The organism is Streptomyces sp. NPDC043854, assembly GCF_056436005.1.
The window spans coordinates 15,189-19,214 of sequence record NZ_JBWKDK010000082.1; the positions used below are offsets into that span (position 1 = coordinate 15,189).

Consider the following 4,026-nt stretch of genomic DNA (forward strand, 5'->3'; position numbering starts at 1 on the left):
CTCCTCTGCTCTCCACCCCCCACCCCCCCCCCCCCCCCCCCACCCCCCCCCCCCCCCCCCCCCCCCCCCCCCCCCCCCCCCCCCCCCCCCGCCCCCGTACGCGGGATGCCCGCCGCGGGCCGGTCAGTGGTCCGCGGGGGTCCAGTAGTCGAGGAGCGTGCCCACGCCGTGCTCCACGGACTTCCAGGATCCGGTGAAGGAGACGACGGCGAGCGCCGCGGTCGGGAAGCCGCTGCGGGTCATCCGGGCCAGGGTGTCGTCCTCGACGCGGCCGGCGAGGGCGTCGGCGAGGGCGTGCATGCCGGGGTTGTGGCCGATCACGAGGAGGTCCTCGACCTCGTCGGGGGTCTCGTTGAGGAGGGCGATGAGCTCGCCGAGCGAGGCCTCGTACAGCCGCTCCTCGTACACGGTCTTCGGGCGCTGCGGCAGTTCCTGGACGGCGAGCTTCCACGTCTCGCGGGTGCGGGTGGCGGTGGAGCAGAGGGCCAGGTCGAAGGCGATGCCGGTCTCGGCCAGCTTCAGTCCGGCGGCCGGTGCCTCCTTGCGGCCGCGTTCCGCCAGCGGGCGGTCGTGGTCGGCCACCTGCTGCCAGTCGGCCTTGGCGTGCCGGAGGAGGACGATCCTGCGGGGTGTGTCGGCGCTCATGGCTCCCAGCTTCGCACGGATCGGGCCGTGGAGCGGAGGGTGTTGGGGCCCGTCCGCGCGCAGGGGCGCTCCTGCGGCGTGCGCGGCTCGCGCGGACGCGTGGGCCGGATCAGCCCGCGGCGCGCAGGAGCTGTTCGCTGACCTGGAGCAGGGGAGCAGTCTCGCCGGCGGTGGCCCGGACCTCGCCGGATCCGGCGAGGAGCAGCAGCAGGAGGGCGAAGGCGAGTGCGGGCAGGGCCAGCGCCCACCAGTGCAGCCGGGCGTCGGCGCCGGCGGAGCGGTGGACGGGGGCGGGTGCGGGGGCCAGCATGGGGGCCTTCCAGGGGTGCGGACGGGACGGGCTGCTCCTTCGAATCTAGGGATCCGAAGGCGCCGTTCCCATCAGGGGCGCACCCCACCCGACCCTGAACCCGACCCCCTAGGGGTCGGTGGGGACAGCCCCACCCCCTTGCCGGGTCAGGGTGAGACGACGGTCGCGATGACGGCGATGATCACGCTGACGGCGAGCATCGCGCCGAGTACGGCGCCGAGCTTCTTGCGGCCGTCCTGGGGGTTCGGTTCGAGTACGGGCGACATGCCGTTCAGTCTCGCATGCCGCGTTCGTCCTCGATCGTGCGGTCCCGTCCGGCGAGCACGCCCAGCGCGATCTGCGGGACCAGCAGGCAGGACATGAGGGTCAGCGGCAGGTCCCAGCCTCCGCTGTGCTGGTAGAGGGTGCCGATGAGGACGGGGCCGGGGACGGAGACGAGGTAGCCGACGCTCTGGGCGAAGGCGGAGAGCCGGACGACGCCGCCCGGGCTCTTCGCGCGCAGCCCGATCATGGTGATGGCGAGCGGGAAGGCGCAGTTGGAGATGCCGAGCAGGAGGGCCCACGCCCAGGCGCCGGCGGCGGGGGCGAGGTACAGGCCGGTGTAGCCGATGAGGCCGAAGACGCCGAGGCCGGCGGCGATGGGGCCCTGGTTCCGCATCCGGCCGGCGAGGTTGGGGATGACGAAGGCCAGCGGGACGCCCATGGCCCCGGTGACCGCGAGCAGGACGCCCGCGGAGCCGGCGGAGACCCCGGCGTCGCGGAATATCTGCGGGAGCCAGCCCATGATGATGTACGCGCCGGTGGCCTGGAGGCCGAAGTAGCCGGCCAGGGCCCAAGCGGTGCGGCTGCGGACGACGCTCGGGCCGGCCGGGGCGGGTGCGGCCCCGGCGGCCTGCCGCTCGCGCCGTACGGAGGCGGCCACGGGCAGCCAGGGCAGTACGGCGGCCACCGCGAGCACGGCCCAGACCAGCAGGCCGGTACGCCAGCTGCCGCCGAGGGCGGAGGTCAGCGGGACCGTCGCGGCGGCGGCCAGGGAGGCGCCGCCGGCCAGGGCCATGGAGTACAGGCCGGTCATGGTGCCGAGGCGGTCCGGGAACCAGCGCTTGACGATCACCGGGAGCAGTACGTTGGTGAGGGCGATGCCGGCCAGGGACAGGGCGCTGGCGGCGAGGAAGCCGGCGGCGCCCGTGGCGAACGGGCGGATCAGCAGCCCTGCGGCGACGGCGGCCATGCCCGCGCAGACGACGGCGGCCGGGCCGAAGCGGCGGGAGAGCCGGGGTGCGGTGACGCCGAAGACGGCGAAGCAGAGGACCGGGACGGAGGTGATCAGTCCGGCGACGGTGCCGCTCATGCCGAGGCCCGTGCGGACCTCCTCGAAGAGGGCGCCGAGGCTGGTGATGGCGGGCCGCAGGTTGAGGGCGGCCAGGACGATGCCGACGACGAGGACCGGGCCGAGCCATCCGGGCCGACAGGCCTCGGCGGTGGTGGCGGGGGCGGCGGGCCGGGGGCTCCGGGGTGCCGTGGGCGCGGCCTCCGGCCGGTGGAGGGTCTGGGTTTCGTCGTCCAACATTCACCCATCATAGAATCATGGGATGATTGACTGTCCAACGGGACAGCTGTCCAGCCGTCCGGCCCGGAGAGGACTCCCGCCCGCATGCCACTGACCTCGCCCCGGCGATCCGCCCTGGTCGACCAGGTGATCGCCCAGCTCAGGAACCAGATCACCTCCGGCGAATGGCCGGTCGGCGCCCGTATCCCGACCGAGCCGGAACTGGTGGAGATGCTGGGGGTCGCCCGCAACACCGTGCGCGAGGCCGTCCGGGCACTGGCCCACAACGGGCTCCTGGACATCCGCCAGGGCTCGGGGACGTACGTGCTCGCCACCAGCGAGCTGGCCGGGGTGATGCACCGCCGCTTCGCCGGGGCCGACCCCCGGCACATCGCCGAGGTCCGCTCGACGCTGGAGTCGGCCGCGGCCCGGCTGGCGGCGGAGCGGCGCACCGAGCGGGACGTGGCGCAGTTGGAGGCGCTGCTGGCGCGGCGCGAGGAGGCCTGGGCGAGCGGGGACGCGGAGCTGTTCGTGGCGGCGGACGTCGCGCTGCACATGGCGGTGGTGGCGGCCTCGCACAACGAGGTGCTGATCGAGCTGTACGCGGACCTCGGCGACCTGGTGGCCGAGTGGCTGCGCACGGACGTGGGTGCGGACCTGGACCCGGCGGCGCACCTGGACCACGCCCGGCTGATCGAGGCGGTCCGGCGCGGGGACGGGGAGACGGCGGCGTCGGAGGCGGCCGGCTACCCGTTCGCCTGCCTCGGCCGCACGCAGCAGGACCCGGCGGGACGCGCGGGGGCGGGGGATGCGGGGGCGGGGGACGCGGTCACGCCCGCCGGTGGCTGACCCAGGTCGAGCGGACCTCCTTCCAGCACCGGCCGGCGAGCTCGGCCCGGCCAGCCGGGTCCACGGCCACGGCGTTGCCGTCCAGGTCCAGGTCCCACCAGCGGTCGCATTCGACGTGCAGCCGGACCAGATCGGTCTGCGGGTAGCTGTTGTGGCAGTACGAGGTGACCAGCGAGCCCTCGATGACGGTGTCGCAGTCGGCGCCGAACAGGTCCGCGGCCGGGGTCGGCCCGGCCCGTACGGGGGGTTCGGCGGGGATCTCGTCGAGGTCCGCGCCGGCGGAGGCCGCCGCCCCGGATCCGGCTGCCGGGTCGCCGCCCTCGGGCTGGGCGAGCGCTCCCGGGATCACGAATCCCGTCAGGACCACCGAGGTCACCAGCAGGGAAACCGCCCGGTTCGGCCTCGCGCGCACGCCCGTACCTCCTCCCCGCATGGAGCCGGGAAGATCCCGACCCGGTCAGTTTGCAGGCTTCTGCTCCGGTTTTCGACTCGGGAAGATCCGGTCGGCCCTCGTCAATCCGATCGAACGCGAGGTCGGGGCCCCGACAGGGCCCGTGCCCCGGCAGGCGAAACGGCGGCGGGGGGGGGGGGGGGGGGGGGGGGGGGGGGGGGGGGGGGGGGGGGGGGGGGGGGGGGGGGAGCTCGGCGCGGGTTGGGGGCGGGATGACGTTGT

At 75.1% G+C, this 4,026-nt stretch carries 6 protein-coding genes; 1 reads left to right on the plus strand and 5 read right to left on the minus strand.

What is annotated here, in order from left to right; all coding sequences use genetic code 11:
- Window positions 1–123: 123 nt before the first annotated feature.
- The 4 genes from AC068A_RS35295 to AC068A_RS35310 form a co-directional block, all read right to left on the minus strand.
- On the minus strand, window positions 124–645 hold the full coding sequence (locus AC068A_RS35295) for a SixA phosphatase family protein (protein ID WP_478590385.1): 522 nt from the start codon (window positions 643–645) through the stop codon (window positions 124–126).
- A gap of 109 nt (window positions 646–754) precedes the next feature.
- Window positions 755–955 carry a hypothetical protein gene (locus AC068A_RS35300; protein ID WP_478590386.1) on the minus strand — a complete coding sequence of 67 codons (201 nt, stop codon included), beginning with the start codon at window positions 953–955 and terminating at the stop codon, window positions 755–757.
- 146 nt (window positions 956–1,101) lie between these two features.
- Window positions 1,102–1,221 carry an SGM_5486 family transporter-associated protein gene (locus tag AC068A_RS35305; protein ID WP_478590387.1) on the minus strand — a complete coding sequence of 40 codons (120 nt, stop codon included), beginning with the start codon at window positions 1,219–1,221 and terminating at the stop codon, window positions 1,102–1,104.
- Between the two features lie 5 nt (window positions 1,222–1,226).
- Window positions 1,227–2,525 carry a CynX/NimT family MFS transporter gene (locus AC068A_RS35310; RefSeq protein WP_478590388.1) on the minus strand — a complete coding sequence of 433 codons (1,299 nt, stop codon included), beginning with the start codon at window positions 2,523–2,525 and terminating at the stop codon, window positions 1,227–1,229.
- Between the two features lie 84 nt (window positions 2,526–2,609).
- Between AC068A_RS35310 and AC068A_RS35315 the strand changes: the two genes are divergently transcribed.
- Window positions 2,610–3,353 (plus strand): FadR/GntR family transcriptional regulator, encoded by a 744-nt coding sequence (locus AC068A_RS35315; RefSeq protein ID WP_478590389.1) that lies wholly within the window; start codon window positions 2,610–2,612, stop codon window positions 3,351–3,353.
- On the opposite strand, the gene AC068A_RS35320 is transcribed toward AC068A_RS35315, so the two are convergent.
- A complete protein-coding gene (locus tag AC068A_RS35320; RefSeq protein ID WP_478590390.1) occupies window positions 3,334–3,765 on the minus strand; it encodes a hypothetical protein in 432 nt (143 codons plus the stop codon). The two genes, AC068A_RS35315 and AC068A_RS35320, sit on opposite strands and share 20 nt — an antisense overlap.
- Window positions 3,766–4,026: the final 261 nt, after the last annotated feature.

What these genes read in the sequence shown, in the direction of transcription:
- AC068A_RS35295 (WP_478590385.1), bottom strand. Translation starts at nt 645, where the DNA reads ATGAGCGCCGACACACCCCGCAGGATCGTCCTCCTCCGGCACGCCAAG.
- AC068A_RS35300 (WP_478590386.1), bottom strand. Translation starts at nt 955, where the DNA reads ATGCTGGCCCCCGCACCCGCCCCCGTCCACCGCTCCGCCGGCGCCGAC.
- AC068A_RS35315 (WP_478590389.1), top strand. Translation starts at nt 2,610, where the DNA reads ATGCCACTGACCTCGCCCCGGCGATCCGCCCTGGTCGACCAGGTGATC.
- AC068A_RS35310 (WP_478590388.1), bottom strand. Translation starts at nt 2,525, where the DNA reads ATGTTGGACGACGAAACCCAGACCCTCCACCGGCCGGAGGCCGCGCCC.
- AC068A_RS35305 (WP_478590387.1), bottom strand. Translation starts at nt 1,221, where the DNA reads ATGTCGCCCGTACTCGAACCGAACCCCCAGGACGGCCGCAAGAAGCTC.